This is a genomic window from Trichococcus flocculiformis (genome assembly GCF_900113645.1).
Lineage (GTDB): Bacteria > Bacillota > Bacilli > Lactobacillales > Aerococcaceae > Trichococcus > Trichococcus flocculiformis.
This window is the reverse complement of record NZ_FOQC01000021.1, coordinates 17,337-38,830: the sequence shown is the minus strand read 5'-3', so window position 1 is coordinate 38,830 and position 21,494 is coordinate 17,337. Positions and strand designations below refer to the sequence as shown.

15 protein-coding genes and 1 rRNA gene are annotated in these 21,494 nt (G+C 47.4%); 2 read left to right on the top strand and 14 right to left on the bottom strand.

Annotated features, from left to right (window positions below; all coding sequences use genetic code 11):
- From BMZ71_RS08600 to BMZ71_RS08580, 5 genes are all read right to left on the bottom strand, one after another.
- Positions 1-159, bottom strand: a 16S ribosomal RNA gene (locus BMZ71_RS08600); the annotation flags it as partial.
- 1,359 nt (positions 160-1,518) lie between these two features.
- The gene (locus tag BMZ71_RS08595; protein ID WP_086989459.1) at positions 1,519-3,798 is read right to left on the bottom strand and encodes a glycoside hydrolase family 65 protein; all 2,280 of its coding nucleotides are present in this window, start codon (positions 3,796-3,798) and stop codon (positions 1,519-1,521) included.
- A 146-nt stretch (positions 3,799-3,944) separates the two neighbouring features.
- Positions 3,945-5,255: an alpha-amylase family glycosyl hydrolase gene (locus BMZ71_RS08590; protein ID WP_086989458.1), complete on the bottom strand. Its 1,311-nt coding sequence runs from the start codon at positions 5,253-5,255 to the stop codon at positions 3,945-3,947.
- Between the two features lie 154 nt (positions 5,256-5,409).
- The gene (locus tag BMZ71_RS08585) at positions 5,410-6,507 is read right to left on the bottom strand and encodes an RNA-guided endonuclease InsQ/TnpB family protein (protein ID WP_086989457.1); all 1,098 of its coding nucleotides are present in this window, start codon (positions 6,505-6,507) and stop codon (positions 5,410-5,412) included.
- A 112-nt stretch (positions 6,508-6,619) separates the two neighbouring features.
- A complete protein-coding gene (locus tag BMZ71_RS08580; RefSeq protein ID WP_086989456.1) occupies positions 6,620-8,323 on the bottom strand; it encodes a glycoside hydrolase family 13 protein in 1,704 nt (567 codons plus the stop codon).
- A gap of 261 nt (positions 8,324-8,584) precedes the next feature.
- Here BMZ71_RS08580 and proC point away from each other — a divergent pair, with 261 nt between their 5' ends.
- Positions 8,585-9,403, top strand: a complete 819-nt coding sequence (gene proC, locus BMZ71_RS08575) for a pyrroline-5-carboxylate reductase (protein ID WP_086989455.1) — start codon at positions 8,585-8,587, stop codon at positions 9,401-9,403.
- A gap of 104 nt (positions 9,404-9,507) precedes the next feature.
- Here proC and BMZ71_RS08570 read toward each other — a convergent pair whose 3' ends face one another.
- On the bottom strand, positions 9,508-9,996 hold the full coding sequence (locus BMZ71_RS08570; protein WP_086989454.1) for a Fur family transcriptional regulator: 489 nt from the start codon (positions 9,994-9,996) through the stop codon (positions 9,508-9,510).
- Between the two features lie 281 nt (positions 9,997-10,277).
- Here BMZ71_RS08570 and BMZ71_RS08565 point away from each other — a divergent pair, with 281 nt between their 5' ends.
- The gene (locus BMZ71_RS08565; RefSeq protein ID WP_086989453.1) at positions 10,278-11,375 is read left to right on the top strand and encodes an FUSC family protein; all 1,098 of its coding nucleotides are present in this window, start codon (positions 10,278-10,280) and stop codon (positions 11,373-11,375) included.
- Positions 11,376-11,488: 113 nt separating this feature from the next.
- Here the strand turns inward: BMZ71_RS08565 and BMZ71_RS08560 are convergent, their stop codons facing one another.
- From BMZ71_RS08560 to BMZ71_RS08525, 8 genes are all read right to left on the bottom strand, one after another.
- The gene (locus BMZ71_RS08560; protein WP_086989452.1) at positions 11,489-12,301 is read right to left on the bottom strand and encodes a Cof-type HAD-IIB family hydrolase; all 813 of its coding nucleotides are present in this window, start codon (positions 12,299-12,301) and stop codon (positions 11,489-11,491) included.
- A gap of 336 nt (positions 12,302-12,637) precedes the next feature.
- Entirely contained in the window at positions 12,638-14,617 is a 1,980-nt protein-coding gene (gene pulA / locus BMZ71_RS08555) for a type I pullulanase (RefSeq protein WP_086989451.1), read from the bottom strand.
- A 431-nt stretch (positions 14,618-15,048) separates the two neighbouring features.
- Positions 15,049-16,203 (bottom strand): SGNH/GDSL hydrolase family protein, encoded by a 1,155-nt coding sequence (locus BMZ71_RS08550; RefSeq protein WP_086989450.1) that lies wholly within the window; start codon positions 16,201-16,203, stop codon positions 15,049-15,051.
- A 175-nt stretch (positions 16,204-16,378) separates the two neighbouring features.
- Positions 16,379-16,924, bottom strand: coding sequence for a nucleoside tri-diphosphate phosphatase (ntdP, locus tag BMZ71_RS08545; protein ID WP_068561041.1), 546 nt, complete (start codon positions 16,922-16,924; stop codon positions 16,379-16,381).
- Positions 16,925-17,047: 123 nt separating this feature from the next.
- The gene (gene mutY / locus BMZ71_RS08540; protein ID WP_245734408.1) at positions 17,048-18,325 is read right to left on the bottom strand and encodes an A/G-specific adenine glycosylase; all 1,278 of its coding nucleotides are present in this window, start codon (positions 18,323-18,325) and stop codon (positions 17,048-17,050) included.
- Complete coding sequence (gene recX, locus BMZ71_RS08535) at positions 18,325-19,161, bottom strand: recombination regulator RecX (protein ID WP_177187558.1); 837 nt, start codon at positions 19,159-19,161, stop codon at positions 18,325-18,327. The genes mutY and recX overlap by 1 nt, the downstream gene beginning before the upstream one ends.
- 146 nt (positions 19,162-19,307) lie before the next feature.
- Positions 19,308-20,120 carry a general stress protein gene (locus tag BMZ71_RS08530; RefSeq protein ID WP_177187557.1) on the bottom strand — a complete coding sequence of 271 codons (813 nt, stop codon included), beginning with the start codon at positions 20,118-20,120 and terminating at the stop codon, positions 19,308-19,310.
- A 117-nt stretch (positions 20,121-20,237) separates the two neighbouring features.
- The gene (locus tag BMZ71_RS08525; protein WP_086989447.1) at positions 20,238-21,284 is read right to left on the bottom strand and encodes a competence protein ComK; all 1,047 of its coding nucleotides are present in this window, start codon (positions 21,282-21,284) and stop codon (positions 20,238-20,240) included.
- Positions 21,285-21,494: the final 210 nt, after the last annotated feature.

The window sequence follows — 21,494 nt, the reverse complement described above, 5'->3', positions numbered from 1 at the left end:
TGTTATCCCCCTCTTATGGGCAGGTTACCCACGTGTTACTCACCCGTTCGCCACTATCTTCTCAGTGGAAGCAAGCTTCCATAGAAAAGACCGTTCGACTTGCATGTATTAGGCACGCCGCCAGCGTTCGTCCTGAGCCAGGATCAAACTCTCATGTAATGTGGGCTCTTGTACAGAAACCCTCATGAAAAGCTGAAAAGCTCTTAATTTCTTGCTGACTTTATGTTTGCGATACAATGTATCGCCTTCGTTTGCTTCGACCGAAGTCTAAGCTCCCTGCACATTTGGTTCGTTCATTCTTTGTTCAGTTTTCAAAGGTCAATCGCGTATCACGTATTACGTGATTGCTTATTCATAATATCATGGCCATTGCATCTTGTCAACAACTTTTAAAAATTAAATTTAAGCTGTTCGACTGATGAATCAGCAACTTTCATATGATAACATCGTTTTATCTTGCTGTCAACAATGAATCTTATCTTGCAGTCGCCTTACAAAAGACAACTTCACAATACTATCATCATTTCAAATCCATGTCAAACAGATTTCAAAAAAATCCATCGGATTACCGAGGAACTAAACTGTACCATAAAATTGTAAGCCTTGTCAACGCCAGTGCATCAACATTACTATGGATACATTATTTGAAGCGAAAAACATTTTTTTCGAATATAAGGCTGAATACGCTCAGGTAGCGCAAGAAAATCAAAGAGGCAACCTCAAATAGCGAGGTTGCCTCACTTCATGCTTGTAGCACTAGTTCCTGTTAATTTATCTACCAACAATGTTGCGGTTGGTATTTAAAGTTACTGTTCGTTGACATGATCTTCGTTCATGTGAGTCTTACAAACTTCCGGACTACTTTTTCCACTGAATGAGGAACATGGCCACAATATGAAGTTGTAGTACTGAAGATTCATAAAACATTTAAACGGGGCATCTCGCCACTCACATTTAAATACGAATCTTCTTCGAGATAACATTTTAAGTTTACTCGCCTAAAATGTTTCTCATTTCTGAACCTTTATCCATTCTATTACGGTTTTAACTTCACAGGTTAAATCAATTTTTCATAGTTTTTCAAGCTAATCTAAATCTTTTCTGCTGCTACGTTACTTTTTTCATTCAATCTGTCATGTTGAATCTTTTCTAGATTTTTCGGGTCTATACTTAAAGTCTCTACTCGATCATGAATGAAATTAAAACCATAAGATGCAAGAACTTCAATTGGTTCTATGTAAAGAATTCATTTTATACAACCCTTTCGAGTTATATACCCTTCCTTCTTTACACTCTAATAATAACATGAAAGCGCTTGCTTTGCAAGTAAATGTTGACTATTTTTTTTAATTATTTGAATTTTTTTATTTATTCCCCCAAGTTTCCGGCTGACTTTATGGCTACAATTTTAGTGTCTTCAGCTTCTATTTAACTGCCTATACACTTTCCATGACAGTACGGCTCTTCAGCAATGATAGAACGCAATTAAGGGCCGCCTTCCAGCAGCCCCCAATTCGATCAGTGCTTCGTCTTGACGACGACAGCTTCATTCACTTGTACCAATTCATCATTTAAATACACAGCTAACTCTGGTCCTTCTTCTATAGTGAGGGTCACTTCTCCACCGATCACTTGCACATCAAGCAGGCTGCCGCGGAAATTGATTTTGAAATCATAGCCTTGCCAATTTTTAGGAACGAATGGTTTGAAATGCAGGGCGCCCTCTTTCACGCGCATTCCGGCAAAGCCTTGAACGATAGCCAACCAGGCACCGCTCATCGAAGTGACGTGGAGCCCGTCATCCGTATCATTGTTGTAGTTGTCCAGATCGAGCCTAGCGGTGCGCGCATATAATTCAACAGCTTTTTCTTCCTTCCCAAGTTCCGCAGCCAGGACAGCGTGCACGGATGGGGACAAGGAAGATTCGTGAACAGTCATCGCTTCATAGAAATCAAAGTTGCGTCTCTTTTCTTCCATACTGTACCGATCATTCAGGAAATAGATGCTCTGCAGCACATCGGACTGTTTGATGAACGGGGATCGCAGGATTTTATCCCATGACCAATGCTGATTCAAAGGCCTTTCGCTCGGATCCAACGTATCGGCAGGACGAAGGTCTTTATCAAGGAACGTGTCATGCTGGACAAAAACCCCCAGTTCCTCATCATACGGATAATACATCCGGGCAACAATATCTTTCCAGTGGTCCGTTTCCGCTTCCGCCAGGCCCTGCTCTGCCCATTTCTCGGGGGACACTTTTTTTAGCGCGTCCAAAGTGTACTGGAGTGTCCACGTCGCCATATTGTTGGTATGGTAATTGTTGTTGACGTTGTTTTCGTACTCGTTCGGGCCAGTCACGCCATGGATCATATATTTTTGGTTGCGTTTGGAAAAATGGACCCGATCCGCCCAGAAACGGGAAATGCCGACAAGGACATCGATTCCCGTTTCCACTAAGTAGCTTTCATCCCCCGTGTAGTTCGTGTAGTTGTAGATGGCATGCGCGATCGCCCCGTTGCGGTGGATTTCCTCAAAAGTGATTTCCCATTCGTTGTGGCATTCGATTCCGTTGAAGGTCACCATCGGATACAAAGCGCCTTTGAGCCCCTGCTGGCGTGCGTTGTGGAAAGCACCCGGCAACTGCTGATGACGGTAGCGCAACAATTGGCGGGTGACTTTCGGATCGGCTACGGAAAGGTACATCGGCACCATGTATGCCTCCGTATCCCAATAGGTGGCGCCGCCGTATTTCTCGCCGGTGAAGCCTTTCGGACCGATGTTCAAACGTTCGTCTTCTCCGTAATAAGTAGAAAAAAGTTGGAAAAGATTGAAGCGGATCCCTTGCTGTGCTTCGTCGTTGCCCATTATTTTCACGTCCGCTTTCGCCCATCTCGCTTTCCAAGCACGTTCATGCGCGGCGAGAAGCCTGTCGTAGCCTTCCCCAGCAGCTTCAGTTGCCATCTTTTTGGCGATGAACGCCTGCTCGGCATCCGGAATGTCCCGGCTGGTGACGATAGCGACACGCTTGTCCAAAACGACCTTTTCGCCCGCGGAAACGAGTCCAGAAAAAGTTTCTTCTACTAAAAGGCCGCTTTCGTTGCAGCCCGTTTGCCCCAGTCCGGAAATGCGGTTGCTCATTGCTGCAGTGACCGTGAACTGATCGATCCCGAACGGATTCGGAATCGTTTTGGTGCTCAGACTGACAGGCGCATCCAGCGTGCGACCAGCTTCCTCCCAGAACATTTCCTCGTAATTCGCATCCTCATTCGTCACGTTGCCATCCAGACGCGGATGGAATTCCAGGTCGGCCGAGCCTTTCAGCACTTCTGCCGTTACCCGCACGAGACAAAGCTCCTTCTGCGAGATGCTGACGAAGCGTTCAAAAGTGAACTTGATTTCCGCAGCATCGCTCTCGCTTTTCCAAATGAAGCTGCGGTTCAATACGCCTCGGCGCATGTCCAATTCCATATGAAAATCCGCGACAGGCTGCTTCGCTAAATCAAGCGGTTCCCCATCAACGAGGATACCCACAGCAATGAAGTTCATGGCGTTGATGACTTTCCCGAAATATTCCGGGTAGCCGTTCTTCCACCAGCCCACACGTGTCTTGTCGGGATACCAGACACCCGCCAAGTAGGTCCCTTCATGGGTATCGCCTGAGTAACCCTCCTCAAAATTGCCGCGCATCCCCATGTAGCCGTTGCCGATCGAAGTCAAGCTTTCCTGCAGCCGCTTCTCTTCTTTGTCCAATACATTCGTCTTTATTTTCCAAGGATCGATATCAAACAGTCTTTTCATATAACAGTCCTTCTTTCCGGAATCAGATGCCGGTCCTTTTCGGAGCCCACATAAGAATGATTGTTTTGATGACTCTATTATCCCAATTTTGACCGCCTCAATGCAAGCGCAATCACGCATTAGTCTACAATATTTCCCATGTACTTTCAAACCTCGGTCAACAGCGCCTCGCCGTAACTCTTGAACAGGATTGGCACGCTTCGGGTTTCCAGCAACCCTTCACTGATTTGGTACTCCTGATCATCCAGCTGATTCCGATAAACACCATCCGGCAAATCGACAGCAACCTTGGCAGCTTTCCCATCCAGGCAGAAAATGCCCGTCAGCCTTTCATTCCCAAACCGGTATTGGCCGATGACCGTCTCCGATTTGGAAGCAGCTTTCAGGTCATAACTGCCCTCCCTAACAGCGGCTTCCCGCTTGAAACGTTGCAGCCGCTGCAGCAAAGGCGTCAGATCCTCCTCACCGGTCCACGCAATCGGATCCTTTTCGAACAGATCCGGCAGGTGCGCCGTCGCGGTCTCCTGTCCGCCGAAGAGCAGCAGCGTCCCTTTCTGGAAATAGGCAAAAGCAGTCCAATTCCGCAGCCTGCCGATGTCATCGATCTTCGAGCGGATGCGTGGATGATCATGGTTCTCCAAGAAACGCAATTTGACGTAATTCACGGGATAGATGCCGTCCTGGAACAGAAGGACATCAAGATAATTTTTGAGGCTGATTTCCCCCCAGAAGTAAGCCTGCTGGAAATCGTGCACATCATAGTCATAGGTGATGTCGAACGCTTCATACAATTCGCTGTCGGAATAGCCGATATTGCCGCGATCCCGGTTCATCCTCAGGAAACTCGGATGGACCGACTCGGCCAACCAGACGACGCCTGCTTTGACTTCCGCCACTTCTTTTCTGGCGCGCACCCAAAATTCCACGGGCACGAGACTCGCCACATCGCAGCGGAAGCCATCCACGATTGTTGCCCATTGCTTCAGTGTTTCGATTTGATAATCCCACAATTCCGGATGGCTGTAGTCCAAGTCGACGATGTCGTACCACTCACCGACTTTGTTGCCCATTTCGCCGTTCGGTCTGCGGTAAAACCACTCCGGATGCTGTTCGACAAGCTGTGAATCCGGCGAAGTGTGATTATACACGACATCGATCATCACTTTCATGCCCAAATCGTGGATAGCGGCGGCCAATGCTTTGAAGTCGTCCATCGTTCCGTAGGCAGGATTGACAGCGCGGTAATCTTTGATGGCATAAGGACTGCCTTCCACGCCTTTGCGCTTTGTTTCGCCGATGGGATGGATTGGCATGAACCAGATGATGTCGGCACCCAGCCCCTTGATGCGTTGCAGATCCGGGATGATGGCTTTAAAAGTCCCTTCCGGAGTGTGGTTACGCACATAAATGCAATAAATGATTTGATTCCGCAAATTCAAGAATGTGTCTTTCGCCATAAGGATCCCGTTGCCATAAATCTAACTAAATCTAGTTTATGTTTGCTTCCCTGTTCTTCGTGCTCGATTTGGTCCTGACGGACTACTTTCGTTTGATGCAGCACTCCAAGGGCGTAAATTCCGATGCAACGAATCGTACATATCCGAGTTACCGTTAGACTGCTTGGTAATCCCTCAGATTGTAGCTTGCGTTCAGATCCCTATCGCAATGGTGGCCACAGGCGCAGTGGTAGACCTTGTCACTGCGTTTCAGGTCCTTTTTGAGCGATCCGCAGTTGTTGCACAACTTGGAGCTCGGAAACCACTGGTCTGCTTCCACAAATTCAATGCCATGCAGTTCGCATTTGTATTGCAGGCATTGTTTGAAAAAATAGAGCTTCTGATTTGCGACCGCCTTAGCCAAATGCTTGTCTTTCATCATGCCGCGAATGTTCAGCGTTTCCATCACAATGCGGAAGGGTTTGGATTTCACGATCTCCGCTGTTGCTTGATGGACATGATTGGTTCGGATGTTGACTAGGCGTCTGTGGTGTTTTCGGATTTTACCTTCTAGTTTTAGGAGATGTTTAGATTTAAGCGTACCTTTCTTGTATTTTTTGCTTGCACGCCGCTGCAATCTCTTGAGGCGTTTCTCCACTTTCCTCACGGAGGCAGTTTTGTTGATGTTTTCGTAAAAAACGCCATCGGAGGTGACAGCCAACTCCCTGATGCCGACATCCACGCCGACAATCCGACCGTCCAATACGGACTTTTCCGTTTCCACCTCAATGCCGACGGTCAAATACCAATATTTTCCGTCGAACTTGATGCGCGGATTGTAGTATTTGCAGTCCACGGGCAACGGTTCGTTGGTTTTCACCCAGCCGATTTTCTCCAACAGGACGCGGTTGCCTTTCACTTTCAGCTTGCCGCAGTCATTGTAGAAACTCGGTGTGGAGCGGCGCTTGGTCTTGAAACGAGGATGCTGGGCTTGCCCGTTGAAGAAGGCTTTATAGGCTTTGCAGGCATCCTTGACCGCCTGTTTGACGACATTGTTGGAAACGTCGTTCAGCCAGGCGTATTTTTTGCGCTTCTTCATCTTGGTGATGTGCCTGCGTAGCTCATTGTCGCTGATGAACGTCCCACCGAAGCGATGGTTCATTTCCTGCATCCGGATCGTGTAGTTGTACGCCCAGCGAGCAACACCAGCCGCTTGGTAGAGTTTGGACGTTTCGTCGGTCACAATCAAGCGGACTTTCTTTGTCAGCATCATCTCGAATCCCCCCTTTCTATACGCAAAGTATAGAGGAAACGGGATCAAAAACAAAAGATTTGCATGCATTTGAGGAGATTTTTATTGGCTGTTAAATATCCCCTTAACTATTTCAGCTATTGTAGACGGTCTGAAAAACAGCCACCCCATAAGGCCCAAGGTGCAAGGTTTCCCCTTCCAGCCTGTTCCCTCCATTCTGCAACAGAATCTGGCGGTAGCCATGGGGCTCCAACTGATGAAGCACAAACTCCTTCGGTTGGTCCGTCACGTTGCAGATGACAAGGCCGACTTGTTTGTCCATCACCCGCTCATAGACATAGAAGTCATCGTGCGTATTCCAGAGATGATAGTCGCCTTCGACGAACAGATCCGTCTTTTTCAGATCCAATACTTTCCGATAAAAATGCAGAATGCTATCGGGATCGGCTTCTTCCGCGGCTACGTTATAATCCGCTTCGACGTTGACGCCACTCCACGGGGCTACCGTTGAAAAGCCCGCAAAAGCCGACTGATCCCATTGCATCGCACCACGACTGGCATCCTTGGAACTTTCCCGCAGATTGTACAGAACCGCCTCTTCGCTGTACCCCAACGCGAGTGCGTCCTTATAGAACGTCTTGGCTTCCGGAGATTTAAAATCTTTGATGTCATTCAAAAATAGATTTTTCATCCCAAGCTCCTCCCCATTCAGGATGAAGGGAATGCCTTTCTGAAGATACATCAGAGCCGCCAGCATTTTCGCGCTGTTATCGCGGTGCTTACTGTCGTCCCCAATCCTGGAAACGACCCGAGCCATATCGTGGTTGTTCCAATAGAGCGTCGGACCGCCGACATCCGCCATGACTTTCTGCCACTCCTGAAGATTTTTCTTGAAGGCGCCGTAAAGCAGCTTCGTCTTTTGCATATTTGAGGAGAGGCGCGGATCTTTCGATTTTTCATCCATCGTGAAATAACGGAAAGTGATGACCGTGTCGCAGCCGCCGAGAACGGGATCGGTATAGGAACGCGCCAGCTCGACGGTTGCCGAAGCTGCCTCCCCGACGATGAAAGTGTCCGGATAGCGTTCCCGCAAAGTCGAGGTGAAGAATTTCATGTACTCGTTGATTTTTGGAAGATTGGCGTAATAATTCTCAGCCAAGCCGATTTCCCCTTCATCCAGCCCTTCCACATCCGGAAAACCTTCTTCCTTTTGCAGATGGATAAAAGCATCCAAACGGAAACCGTCGACTCCCTTATCGAGCCAGAAAAACGCGATATCGACCATTGCGCGCCGCACTTCCGGATTGGCCCAATTCAGATCAGGCATTTCTTTCGCAAACAGATGGAAATAATATTGGTCACCGGATGGTTCCTTTTCCCAGACAGTTCCGGTGAAAAAAGATTCCCAATTATTAGGCAGATCCTGCCCGCCGTTTTTGCCGTCCGCCCAGATATAATAATCGCGGTACGGATTGTCTTTCCCCTTTAAGGCTTCCTGGAACCACGGATGCTGTTCAGAAGTGTGATTCATCACGAAATCGAAAATGACTTTGATGCCGCGTTTATGCGCTTCGAGGATCAACTCTTCAACCTCAGCCATCGTCCCGAAAATCGGATCGATTTCGAGGAAGTCGGAAATATCATAGCCATTATCGACTTTCGGCGATTTGAAGATCGGATTCAGCCAAATCATATTAACGCCCAAATTTTGAATATAATCCAAACGGTTTATAACACCGCGGATATCCCCGATACCATCCCCGTTGGAGTCCTGAAAACTCATCGGATACACTTGATACACAATCAATCCATGCCACCACTCACGCACATTACCCATACCAAAAACCTCACTTTCGTGATGGCTAGCTTCGCTGGTTCGTTCAGCCTAACCCGTGAAGCTAGCCATCATTATTCGTTGGAACAATACTTACCTTAAGCTTACCCAAAAGGCCTCATAAAAACAAATCACAGGATGTGATGATGCCCATACTTTGCAGCATTCCATCATTTTCTGTACGATTTCCCTTTTTTCTTGTTATAATGATAAAATTAAGGAAATCAAACGAACTTACTCATCATCCAAAAGGAGTCCTCATCCATGAAAAAAACAATCGGATTCATCGGCAGCGGAAATATGGGCGGAGCTATCATCGGCGGGCTCGTCGGTTCTGCACTTGTTGCACCAAACCAAGTGATCGTATCCAGTCAAGACAACGAAAGCCTGCAATCCTTGAAGGACCAATACGCCATCCGCATCGCGGACGACAACAGACAGGTAGCAGCCGAAGCAGATATCCTCTTCTTGGCCGTCAAACCGAATATCTACAATGTCGTCATCGATGAAATCAAAACGACCGTCAAAGAGAAGATCGTCATCGTTACGATCGCAGCCGGAAAAAGCTTAAGCGACATCGAAGAACGCTTCGGCCGCAAGTTAAAAGTAGTCCGCGCCATGCCGAATACCCCTGCTTTGGTTGGCGAAGGTATGACCGGCATCTGCGCAAACGAAGTGGTGAACGTCGCTGAGTTGACGGACGTCAAAAATATCTTCGACAGCTTCGGCCGCAGCGAAATGGTTTCGGAATATATGATGGATGCCGTGACGGGCGTCAGCGGTTCATCCCCGGCCCTGGTCTTCATGTTCATCGAATCTTTGGCGGATGGCGCTGTCCGCGGCGGAATGCCCCGCCAACAAGCCTATAAATTTGCGGCACAAGCTGTTCTCGGATCCGCAAAAATGGTTCTGGAAACCGGCAAACACCCAGGCGAACTGAAGGATATGGTCTGCTCCCCGGGCGGAACGACGATCGAAGCCGTTGCCGAATTGGAGAAAAACGGATTCCGGTCCGCTGTCATCTCGGCAGTCCAGACAACCATCGACAAATCCATCGGCATGAGCAAACCGAAAGAAAACTGAAGACAACCAAAACGAAACCCCTGAGCTGCTCACTCGCTTAGGGGTTTCGTTTACTATACAAAAAGAGCTCTTCCCCGGAAAACCTGAGGAAGAGCTCTTGACTATTAATGGTGGTGATGATGTCCGGCAGCTTCCGCTCCGTCAGCAATATCTTCTTTTTGGATCCCTTTTTCCTGACATTCAGGACAAATGCCATAGACTTCCATGCGGTGATGGCCGACTTGGAAACCGGTCAAATTTTCGGCAACCATCTCCACATCATCCAATACCGGATAATAGAGATCGACGATTTTCCCGCAACTTTCACAGATTGCGTGATAATGTTGCGTGTTGCTGAAATCAAAACGGCTCGAAGCATCCCCGTATGCCAATTCCTTTACGAAGCCGATTTTTACGAAAAGTCTCAAATTGTTGTAGACAGTGGCAGCACTCATGTTCGGAAACCGATCGGCCAGTGCTTTGTAGATCTCATCTGCTGTAGGGTGCATTTTGGACTCGACCAAATATTCCAAAATTGCGTAACGTTGTGGTGTAATCCGAATATTGGCGTTCTTCATTTTTTCGATTGAATCATTTACGACTGTATGATGCATTGTCTATCCCCCCTCTTCTGGAATGGCTTGTATATGATAGTCATTATAATTTACATTTAGCTGAATTCATCATATATCGATTTGCCGAAAATAGCAATACATAAGCTCTTAGCATTCAAAAATAATCCTTACTTTTTATTATCATGTCGCAGATGGAAACGAATCCAGAAAGGCAGTTTTCAAACAACCATCCTGTCGACCTTTACATGGCCACGGGATTAGTATATTCTTAATTAGGATTATTTTTTTTACATCATTTATCGACTTGGAGCTGAATCTATATGAAACTTGGCGCCCGCACCTTTAAAACGGGTCTCGCCGTCGCATTAGCAATGATTGTCGCCCAATACTTCGGATTCGAAGGCGGAGGCGTCATCGCAGGCATCGCAGCCATTTATTCCACCCAACCTTCACTTGGCCGTTCTTACACCAACCTGAAAAGCCGGATCATGGCCAATACAATCGGTGGCTTGGTAGCCGTTTTCGTCGTCATGACCTTGGGATACAACATCTATCTGCTCGGTATTTCAGTGATGTTGTTGATTGCCATCCTGAATGCTCTCAAGCTCGAAGATGTGATCGGACTGTCGATCGTGACACTGATCGTCATCATGGTCGGTACGGATGACAATCTGATGTTGAGCGCCGCTTACCGCGTGCTGGAGACATTCATCGGCGTCATCATTGCCTTTTTGGTAAACACATTCATCGCTCCGCCGCGATACGACGAACGGCTGTACCACACAGTGGATTATGCAACTACCGAGTTTCTGATCTGGATCCGTGCCGGCTTGCGCAAGAATACCGAATACTCGATCATGAACAACGACCTGAAATGGGCGCGTACACAACTCAAAAAAATGGACAATCTCTACCAGTATTTGACTGAAAGCGGCTTGTTCAACAAAAAAAACAAATACCAGAATAAAAAAATGCTGGTAGTCTACCGGAAAATGATCCAAACGACCCGATCAGCTTTTCACGTTCTGGAAGTGCTGCACGATTACGAGAATGTTTTCTATCAGTTTCCTGTCGAAATGCGCATCATGATCCGAGAACGCCTGGAGACCTTGATGAGTGGGCATGAGCAGATTATGCTGAAATTCAGCGGACGGGTTCCGGCCAATCAAGTCAATTTCTTCGAAGCCAACAAAGATCAGCGTCACGATCTGATGGATGTCTTTTTCCAACGCGCCCAAGAAGAAAGTGATTTCAGCAAATACAGCAGTTCCGAAAGCTACGGCATCATCCACCTGATGAGTGCCATCCTGGCGTATGAAGACGATCTGGTTCACTTCAACAAACTGGTCCGCAGCTACAAAGCGACTCCAGGCAATAAATCAAAAAACATCAATAATATCGAAGACATCATCCATTAAACAGCCGACTCGGTTTGTTCAGTGGCAGCAATAAAGAGGCGCGCACTCAACCAAGAGTATTCCTGGTCGGGTGCGCGCCTCTTTGCTATTCTGAAACCTTTTTTTACATTCGTCTAGCTTTGGAAAGCCCATCTCTCGATGGCATGGGCAACGCCATCTTCTTCGTTGGATAAGGTGATTTCGTTCGCGATGCTTTTCAGATTGTCCGTTCCATTGGACATCACGACTCCCAGTCCGGCAACTTGGATCATTTCATAATCGTTCTCGCCATCTCCTAGTGCCATCACTTCGTCCATCGCGATTCCCAGATGATCCGCCAACTTCGTCAAAGCCGTGCCCTTGTTTGAACTCTTCTCCATCACTTCTACAAGGAAATCTTGGCTGCGCACGATATAGAAGTCATTCCGCATCTGATCGGGAATAGCTGATTCAATGACATCCACCTCGTTCGGATTGCCGATGTAAAGGATCTTCATCAAACCCATCTCTTCGGTTACTGCTTTGGGATCCAATACGCTGATGTCCACGTTGACGATGGTGGCATCCTTCTGCATCGATTCCGTCACTTCATCTTCCAGACTGTAGTAATGGTGCTCCCCGACCAACAGCGTGCCGGCAGAAAACCCTTTTCCGAACTCGTAAATTTCCTGCACCTCAGCAAGCGTCAAGGTCTTTTTGTAGACCGTTTCATTCGTGTCCGCGCGCAGAATATAGGCGCCATTCTGTGCGATGATGTAGTCCTCATGTTCGCCAAATCCCAGTTCGTCCGCGTAAGGCTTGATGCCCGCAGGCGGACGGCCTGTGCATAGTACGATTTTGATGCCGCGCCGCATCGCCTCCTGGATCGTCTCTTTTACTTTTTGCGTCATCACTTTCTGCCCGTTGACCAGCGTACCGTCGATATCAATCGCTATCATTTTTATCATCAGTGAACCCACCCCATCATTCTCATTCGATGTATTTTCCTTTCCATTGTACCAAAAAATACTTCAGAATGTGAGAATCTTGCACAATGAAGAATGAAAAATGTTGCACAGAACAGCGATCAGGCTGTCATCTTTGTCTAACTCCGGTCAAGACCTGGGCCGCCGGAGTTCATCACGGCTTCAGCGGCTCTTCTCCGGCAATCACCCGCTGGCCAGAGATGGGCTCAGTTTCGAACGCTCTCCTCCGTTCAAGCCGTCCTCACCGGAGGACAGCTCCCACTTTCCATTCGCACCTAAAAACGGCCGCCTCAAGTGAGACGACCGCCCGGACTACCATCATTTATTCTTTACAAGCACTGTAACAGAGAGGTATTCCACCCGGATGCGGGATAGTCCTTCAACTATTCTCGGTTCATCCAAGTTTGATTTGCCGTTTTCTATCAACACCTGATAGTCTCCGGCTTCAACATCAAAATCGATGGCATTCGTCTGCCCATTGAAGATGACGTAGTATAACTTTTCAGTGTCCTCCAACTGATACACAACGATTTGATAGTCTGCTTTGAGTATATTCATGTGTTCCTTGACCTCATCAATGGTCCGCAAGCGGAATAACGGCTCGTGCTTGCGCAACGCGATCAAGCCTTTCATGTAATCCACAGCCTGTTTCATTTCGGAACGACGGTGCCAATCCATGCGATTGATTGAATCCGGTGCGTTGTAGCTATTCTCCAGCCCGTTCTTTGTGCGCATGAATTCTTGTCCTGCATGGATGAACGGAATGCCTTGGCTCAACAGAACGAAGCTGCTTGCCAAAAGATGGCGCCGCATACGGAAATCCTCATCATCCCACGGCAAGGAAACCTTCAATTTGTCATAAAGCGTGAGATTGTCGTGGGCCTCCACATATTGCACCATCTGAGCAGGTGTCTTGTAGTTGCCTCGGTTAACGGGATAATACGCTCCGCCCTGAAGATTAGTAGCGATCCAACCTTCCATAAATGGCTTACCGGTAACAAATCCGGTGTCGTTCCCGCTGTCGAAATCAGAACCCTTTATCGCTTCGCGCAGTGCATCATTGAAATGAGCCACACCGGGCATACGATCCGCATTTTGTTGGACTGCCTTTTCAGAAGGTGGCAGATTGGTGTTCAGATTCCAACCTTCACCCAGCATAATGATCGAAGGATCGATTTCATCCAAGGCAATACGGATTTCGTTCATTGTTTCGATGTCGTGGATTCCCATAAGATCAAAGCGGAATCCATCCAAATGGAAATTCTTCGCCCAATAGGTGATGCTGTCGATGATGTATTTGCGCATCATAAAACGCTCAGAAGCAGTGTCGTTTCCGACACCAGTACCGTTGCAGAGCGTTCCATCTTCATTTCTGCGGAAATAATACCCAGGCACCGTTTTTTCCAGTGCATGCAGTTTCGGTAAATAGACATGATTGTAAACGACGTCCATGATGACACGGATGCCCGCATCATGCAAGCCTTGAATCATTTCCTTCATTTCCAAGATCCGGACTTCCGGTTGGTAGGGATTGGTCGCATAGGATCCTTCAGGAACATTGAAGTTCTGCGGATCATAGCCCCAGTTGTATTGCTCCAACGGCTTCAACTCATTGACTGTGGAAAAATCGGCCATCGGTAAAAACTGGACATGCGTTACGCCCAGTTCTTTAAGGTAATCCAGCCCGGTCTTGTCGCCATCCGCAGATAAGGTACCTTGCTCGACCACTCCCAGGAATTTGCCTTTGTTTGCAATCCCGCTTGTTGGGGAAATCGTGAAGTCACGAATATGTAATTCATAAATAATGGCGTCGACTGGTGAAGCGATCGGCTCCAATCGGGCTCCCCATCTTTTTGGATTCGTGTTTACTGCATCCATAATGACGGAGCGTTCTCCGTTTGCGGTGGTCGCGTAACTATAGGGATCGACCGTTTCGACGACTTTGCCATCCGGGAAAGTAATCGCATATTTGTAGGCAGTCCCTGCATAGTCCCCAATCATAATGAGTTCGTGAGTCCCTCTTCCGCCTTTCCCCATCGTGTGTCTTTTCTTCTCTTTGCGGTACAGACTTTCATAAACAATTACTTCTACACTGAGCGCGGTCGGAGCCCACAACCGCAGAATAGTCCGCTGCGGTGTATAAAGTGCCCCCAATTCTCCATCAAATGAATACTTTTTATCAAAAACAGGCGACTGCACAAATTGCTCTAGTCGATCATCTAAATTATCTGAGTTATCTTGATAATAAGTAGTCGATAGAACGTCAGTCCGTTTCCGTTCATCAACTTGTATGTACATGACATTACCTCCGAAAAATCTCTTTTCTGATGAAATTGCGTTCAAACAACTGGCTATTGTGCGGCGGTCTCCAAATTTGCCTGCATGTTTGTGAAATACATAATCTTCGACCTACACAGAACACCTTCGCATAAAACGCTTACATCTTTTGTTTATGTCATAATTATACATAAGAAACACGATAATATCAACCTTTCAAAGAACTTCTTATACATTTAGAACAATAATGTTTTTGTATTATCCTTACTGACCTTATTTGTGAAATCAGGATAATGACTGATTGACTTTTCTGCTTTATTGTAGATGGAAATATGAAAAAATCACAAAAAAAGCCCACATTTACCGGACAATCCGGTACATGCGGGCTTTATATTTTGTGATTTGCAGGTTATGGATCAACTCAAATCCGACGTGCCTATGTGAGCGTATCCCTACTCAGTAATTGTTGTTTCCGGTTCGGTTATCGGATCTTCGCTTGGTTGGATCGGTGTTGCCGGTGTTGCCGGTGTTACTGGTGTTTCAACAACCGGCGCCACATATTCATACACCGGATCTTCATAGGTTGGTGCAACATATTCATAAGTAGGCTCTTCATAAACTGGCTCCTCGATTACAGTGACAGGCTCCTCGGTTACAGTGACTGGCGCCACCGGAACGACCAATGATGGAGCAATAGGTGTGTAGGCAGGCTTTTCACCTTCAACATACAGACCGGCCGTAGTATCGACCATTTTTGTTCGTAGGCTGTTGGCAAAGAGTTCTCCATAAAGTTGCTGTCCGGTTTCGTTCAATTCCAAACCGGCTGCATCCATATAGTTGGCCAACGTTTCGCTGCGGTTCGTCAACTCAGCTAAGAAATCTGCATGCAGGTCATACAACGGAACAGCGAAAGCTGCATTTTCTTCCACCAGATTATTGGTATAGTTCCGATAATCCAAGGAATGTGAATTCCAATCAGCCATTTTGGACTCTGCTGGAGGTGGCGTCACCAAGACGATCAGCGTATCAGGCAAAGCAGCCCTGATTTCATCATAAATCTTGTAGATGTTTTGCGTCGAATCCACCAAACTGATATCAACCACTTGATCGGTTTTCGTCGGGATCGTGTAAAAAATGACATCCGGATTGCTGGCGATCATTTCCTGAACATACTGGCTACTCAGATAAACCGAGCTGCTATCAGAAGGGTAGCTGAAGAAAGAAGTCGACAGGTTTTCTAGCGGAAAGTCTGTCTGAATACCGGCAATGGCGGACTTGGCCCAAGCTGCATCTGCCGCCACGTCACCGAAAAAGACGACATTGACTTCCTTCGTATGATGATGAACATATTGCAGATAATCGATGACCGGCGCGCTGTTTCGGTTCTCCGCAAACGCGGCCAAGAACTGCGCATACGCTTCGGATGTGTCGCTCTCTGCGACTACAGACTCCTGGGAAGAAGCTGTTTCCGCAACAGTTGCTGTTTGTTTCTCTCCTTCACTCAATAATTCCTCTTTTTTAGCAGCAGCATATTTATATCCAAAAAGAACAATGGCAATCGTAAGGATACCCATGATGGAAACTAGTACTATTTCCCTTTTTTTCATTCTGATTCCTCCAATATTTTAATCGCATTTCAAATATTGACTCTATATTACAGATATATTTATCATAATATAACGGTTGTGTTAATGCACGGTATTTTTTTTGAGTTAGCGCACATTTCCGATAAAAAACCAGCCGATCATTACGCTCGACTGGTTTTTTATTATTTTGGATTCATCACGAGTTTTGCTGATTATGCGACAGCTGACAGTACCGCTCATACCATAAGTCGACGTATTCTTTGGAAAATGGACCTTTTTCTTCGTTGATCCAGCTCACCAAAATCTTCACGTTCTCCTTCAGGATATGGTCGATCTCTTTTGGGTAATTCATGCGATTGCGGTGCAATTCATACTCATCTACATCAAGCAAACGTTTTTCACCATCAGGAAAAACTTTAATGTCCAGGTCATAATCGATGTACTTCAGTGCTTCCTGGTCGATCACATAAGGCGATGCCAGATTGCAATAGTAGGAGACACCCTTTTGGCGGATCATGGTGACGATGTTGAACCAATAATGTTTATGGTAATACAACAATGCAGGCTCTCTGGTGACCCAGCGACGCCCATCTGCTTCCGTTACTAAGGTGTGATCATTACAGCCGATTATGGATTGGTCACTAGTTTTTAATACCATGGTGTCACGCCACGTTCGATGCAGGCTGCCGTCATGCTTATAACTCTTTATGGTGATGAATTCTCCCTCCCGAGGATTATGCATCACGGTGCCCAACTTTCTTCAACTATTTGAGCCCTCGCCGGAAATCATTTCGGCGGAACTCTCAACTTTCAGTTCATTGAACAGTATATCATAGAATGGAAATGGATTGCGAAATTTTAGCCATTATAAGCCAAATTCTTTTCGGGTCTGTTGCTTGAATTGTTGCCACATTTTTTGCTGCGGCACCGGGAATGCATAATCGGCAAAATCATTTTCGCTGACCCAACGGCATTGTTCGGGTAAACGGCTATCCTCTTTCGTTAATACGCGTCCGTAATAGCCGGTGATGTGCCATTTTATATGACTGAAAACATGATTGACAGATCCCGTTTCCGCCTTCAACCAGACCGGCTTCAAGCCGTATTTCTCAGCCACAACTTCGGAAAGCTTCGCTTCGATCTGGTTGAAGGAGGGCAGCTTTTTGTCGGATTTGTTTGCAGTTTCTGTCAACTTCTGGAATTCCTCCGCAACCAGCAGTTCCGTCTGGATGCTGGCCGCCGATTCTGGTTCCGCAGCCACTGTTCCGGGTATCGCATCGAGATCCAGTTGGATCAACGGAAACGTCCAAAAATCCGCCAGTAGCCCGCTGCTCGGACGCTTCTCCAAAAGGAACTGCTTTTCCTTGTTTTGCAGGATGATACCCTGCAGATTCATCGGTACCGGTCTTTTCGCTTTGCTTTTGACCGGATAAAGATGCATCGTCCCGTTTTTGTAGGCGGCATTGAAGGCCTTGATCGGGCTGATTTCAGGCTGCGGATTCAGCGGCGAACAGATGCTCGAGCCCAGATCCATCAACGCTTGATTGAAGTCGCCTGGTCGCTCCGGGTCGATCAATTCCCGCACGACCGCTTCAAAAATTTTCCGGCTGGCTGGTTTGGCGATGTCGGCATCGATTTCGAACAACCGGCTCATGACGCGCATGACGTTTCCATCGACTGCCGGCTCCGGTATCTGGAAAGCGATGCTGGAGACGGCGCCTGCTGTATACGGTCCGATGCCCTTCAGCTTAGCGATTTCCTGCGGATTCTTAGGGAAAACACCATTGTAATCGGCGACGATCTGTTGCGCCGCTTTCTGCATGTTCTTGACACGAGAATAATAACCCAGCCCTTCCCACGCCTTCAGGATCGCGTCTTCCGGCGCTGCCGCCAGCGCTGCGATGTCCGGGAATTTATCCAGGAAATTATGATAATACGGGATGACCGTATCCACCCGTGTCTGCTGCAGCATGATTTCCGAAACCCAGATGCTATAGGGATCGCTCGTCCGGCGCCAAGGCAGATCGCGTTTCTCTTTGTCGTACCAGTCCAACAGCGCTTTGCGGAAAGCCTGTATTTTCTCGGCCGGCCACATTTCGATGCCGGCTGCTTTGAATATTTTTGTATGTTCTAAGTTTGTCATTATTCTGCTTCCTGTTCCTTTTCTTCGATATAGGCGGAGATCATGTCTCCCTGGTAGCCTTTTTGGTAAAGGCCCGATCTCACTTTTTGCTGCAGCTCACGGCCTTTCGCTTTGCGCTCATAACGGCGCCAAAGCTTGTCCCCTTGCAGACGCAATGCGGCCATTTCATCCTCTTCCTCTTTCTCCGTTTCGATCTCTCCCATAACTTCCAGGACGATGTCGGAAGGATAGCCTTTCTGATGCAGATGGAGACGGATTTTTGAAGCTGCTTCATGCGAAGAAACCCGGCTTTGTTTGCGCAGTTGCTTCTCAGCAATCGTTTGGGCATTTTCCAACTGCAACGCATGCGGATATTGTTGCAGGGAAATGGCGATGTCTTCTTCCGACAAGCCCTTTCCTTTCAGTTCGTTGGCGATGAGTTGCGGTCCCTTCAGGTTCAGGTTAGCCGCCGTGCGCGTGTAGCTTTCGCCATAGATACGGTCATTGACGTAATTCTGTTCGATCAGCCGCGTCAAAGCACGTTCGATTGCGTCCGGGCTGATTTCTTCGTCATACAGTTTTTTGCGGACTTCTTTCTCACTGCGCAGGCTGTAGGACAGATAATTGACTGCTGTCGTATAAGCCATGTAATCGTAATTTTCCTTCTCGATTTCAGCGCTGCGCTCTTTCGTGAGCGTCATCCCTTTATGCAAGCCGACCTTGATCAGTACGGCTTCCGATATCGGAAAGGCGTACTCCCCGTCAATGAAGACGTTGAAACGGTCCTTGCGTTTTTTCTGGACAGTTATTTTTGTTACGACAGGCAATTTTTCAGCCTGTTCCTCGGTATGGTCCATTCTATACATCCTTTCGGAGAATCTCACTTGCTATTATACACACAAAAACCGAAAGGAACAAAACGTATGTTCGAAATTCCCGCCGCGTGCTAAAAACACCCAGGGCTGCCTCATTCTTTCGAGGCAGCCCTGGGTGTTTCTGTCAATCACAGAGCCGGTTTCGGTTTATCCGTCTCTTCATAATCAGGCTCGATATCTTCCGCATCTTCACCGGTTTCTGCAGCAACCGTGTCGCCTCCAAATGGGTCTTTGGAAAACTGTTCCTTCTCTTCTTCCAGTTCCGGCAAGGAGTCATCTTTGTCAAACTGCATTTCAGGCAACCGGTGACTGTCTTCCGCCATTGCAGGATCCGCCACCGTTTCAGCTTCGATGCGTTGTCCGGTGATGTCGTCGGTCACATCGGCTGGTTGTGTCGGCGACGCAGCTGCAACTTCGGTGACTTCCAGCTGTTTCTCGGCTTCGATTGAATGAGCCGGAACATCGCCGGCTTCTTCGCTATCGGCGGATGCCCAATCCGGTTTCGTGGCAGTGATGGCTGCAACAGGGACGGCTTTTTCGTCAGGCAAAATGCCATCGCGCACGAGAAATTCGGCATGTTCATCATTGATCGGAGCGGCATCATCGATCAGCAGCAACAATTCCCCATCATCCAAAGCATCCTCAAACCGTTCGTACGTATCCTCGTCAATGCCGTAGCGCTCGAAAATGGCTTCCTCCTCTTCCTCTTCCAAATCCACCGTAAAGAACTTAACGATTTTGTCCCATAAGGAGTCCTCCTCACGGTCTTCGCCGGTTACGATAACTTGTACAGCCGTCTCTTCCGTGATGAAATTGCTTTTTCCGTTGCGGGTGATGACCAGCAGTTGCTCAGGCGCATAGCCCTCATCCTTAATCAGATGCGTAATTTCATCAAGCAACATTTCCTGATTAGCAAAGGTACCTTCGATTCTCTTGTCCATAACGATTCCTCCCATGACTGAAGATTTATTCTTTGAACTCATTGTAAAATACTTCAACCTGAATCACAAATGATAGCCTATTTTCCCATCATACTAAACTTTACTCGGCACCGCTGATCAGATGGGTGCATTCCTTAAATGGGGCAGTCCCCCATACAGATTCTCCCGCAGCAGATGCAGCGCCTCGTCCGCAACCGGGTTGTCACGCAACGAAGGATGGCGCAAAGCCGTTTCAGCCAAAGAAAACTGAACAATTTGGATATATTCATCCATCGGAATCGTCGAAAGCCGAGCCGCATTGGCGTGTAACGCGTTCCCCAGCAGATTGTAAGCGCGCTCTTCTTTTATTCCATCAGCGTAATCGAAATTTGTCAGGACGCTGTGCAAAAGGTGATTTTGGCGATGAACGGTTTGGCTGGCTTGTTTGACTTTTTCGGTGAAAAATTGCGGACGCACCGGTAAGTGGAAAACATGCTGATTCACGAAGTGGACTTCCACTCCCTTTTCCCCTTTTAAAGTCCGGGAATGCAGCACCTTTGAAAGATTGATCCAGGAACTGTTTTTGCGGGTCGGACCGCTCAACGGCAAAAATCGGTACCTCCCAAAAATATAGGGAACACAATGGGTATCCTTGCCGCTGACCCGTGTGGAGATCCCGCGAATGAAATCATAATCGAAACCAATCAGTTCAAACAAAGAGAACATCACATTGTTGCTGTTTTCGCGCGTTTTGATGAGGCGACCGTCTTTGAAAAAAATGAGCGTGCGGAAGTCGGTCTGGTGCAGTTGCGGGTCCAAGCTCATAATGTACAGAAATGAGTCATCCAGCACAAACCGATCCAAAGCCCAAGCCCGATTCAAATAAGGCTGGGTACTTTCTGGATCGAGCAAAACGAAGAAAGGCTCCTCCGTTTCTTTCTGGCTCTGGGCCGATGCGGATTCCTGCAAAGACGTCCGCAGACCCGAAAGGATCGTTTCCCACAGTTCGATGTCAAAAGAGGGGCCTGCATTTTTTTCATCTGTTGCTCCATTCGTGAATGCTTGCGCCAATAATTCTGCTGTTGATTTTCCGACATTATTTTTACCGCGTTGCTCCATCATCGGTTGCTCATCCGCTTGCCGTTTCTGATTATTCGAATAGTTTTTTCCCGTCTTCTTTTCCATAAAATCCCCCAAATTAAATGTTTAATAAAAATATATACTACTTTCAACTCGAATGATATAGAAGCGCTTACATTTTATCGCATATCCGTTAAATTCGTCTGCAAATAGATGACCAGTACCGCATTTTTCTTCTTTTTTGCCGCATTTGCAGTTTTGACCTTGCCGCCTCCGGACCGATAACATAGACATCAGCAAGCTTGCCGAGGCCGT